This is a genomic window from Vibrio sp. 10N.261.55.A10, assembly GCF_041470825.1.
GTDB classification, from domain to species: Bacteria; Pseudomonadota; Gammaproteobacteria; order Enterobacterales; family Vibrionaceae; genus Vibrio; species Vibrio crassostreae_C.
Genome location: NZ_JBFRNC010000126.1, coordinates 1 through 1,220, shown reverse-complemented (window position 1 = coordinate 1,220; position 1,220 = coordinate 1). Strand labels below are relative to the sequence as shown.

Below are 1,220 nucleotides of genomic sequence, written 5' to 3'. Positions count from 1 at the left end.
TCAATCACGTGTAACGTGCCACCACTGCTGAGCTGATTAGTGGTATTGCCAAAGGAAGTGTGATCTTCGTAAACATGATTATTGAGGCTGGAGTATGGCGTCACTTCAATTCTTGCTTGGTTATCTTCGCCAATCACTTTAACCATGATTGTCAGCTTCTGACCGTCACTGGTTTCAACTTCATAGGGGATCTGCATTGATTCGCCAGTTCGCAAACTAGCAATATGGTCATCTGCATAGCGTTTGTTGGCTCCTTGTAAACTAAATTGATAAGACCCGTCTGGAAAAACATCAAAATAACCTGGAGAAAAACCTTGACCCAAATATTTACCACTATGGAGAAATTGTGTGTTATCGCCACTATCTGGATCGATAAGCTGAAGCTGGCCTCTATAGGATTTAAATTCGCTATCCAGCGCTTGTGTTTCAGTGAGCTGAATGACATTAGAAACCAGTGTGGCTTTATCATCTGTCCCGGCAATCGTAAGCGTGGCGGTTTGTTGCGTACTTCCACCATGGCCATCTTCTACTTGATAGGTGATAGCGATTTGTTGCGACTGACCATTGGCCAAATGGTTAAATGCGGGATTGGTGGCATCAACAATTAATGTATGACCATCAGTATCTAAGGTGATACCTGCGGGGATTTTCCCTGCCTGAAGTTGACCATCGATGGCATATTCAAGGTGACTGATGGTTAAAGCGTCGCCGTCTTTGTCTGTGGCACCTACTAGCAGATTGAGGGTGTGATGATTATCGACCCCCTCACTGACACTGTCGGTTAAAGGTGTCACATCAGGGTTGTCGTTAACCGCAGCTAAGTTGGTGGTTGCGCCGGTGTGGGTCACACCACCGTGTGCATCCTTAACGTCATAGCTGAAGTGTACATCGCCGTTATAGTCTTTCTCTGGGGTAAACGTAAACGTACCATCGGCATTGTTTAGAATAGAGCCATGGTCGACATGGAGGTTTTCAATGGTTAGCTTACCGGCGTCATTGGCATCCACATCGACGGTATTCGCTAATAGTTGCGCAGTGGTTAAGGTTTGGCGTGTATCTTCACTGCCATTTGCAAGCACCACTTCAGATGAACAGTAAGGTCTGTCGTTACTGCCGTGAATGGTGATGACAATATCGTGTGTTGTACCATCTTTTGAATGGACTGTAATCGCATCGGTTAGGCTTTGCCCTTCACCAAGCTGGTCAATTGCAGTGCCACG

Annotated in this window: 1 protein-coding gene; it reads right to left on the bottom strand. The window is 46.0% G+C overall.

What is annotated here, in order from left to right; translation table 11 throughout:
- Window positions 1–1,220: cadherin-like domain-containing protein (locus AB4274_RS22150; RefSeq protein ID WP_372113246.1), on the bottom strand; the 1,220-nt coding region annotated here is incomplete at both ends.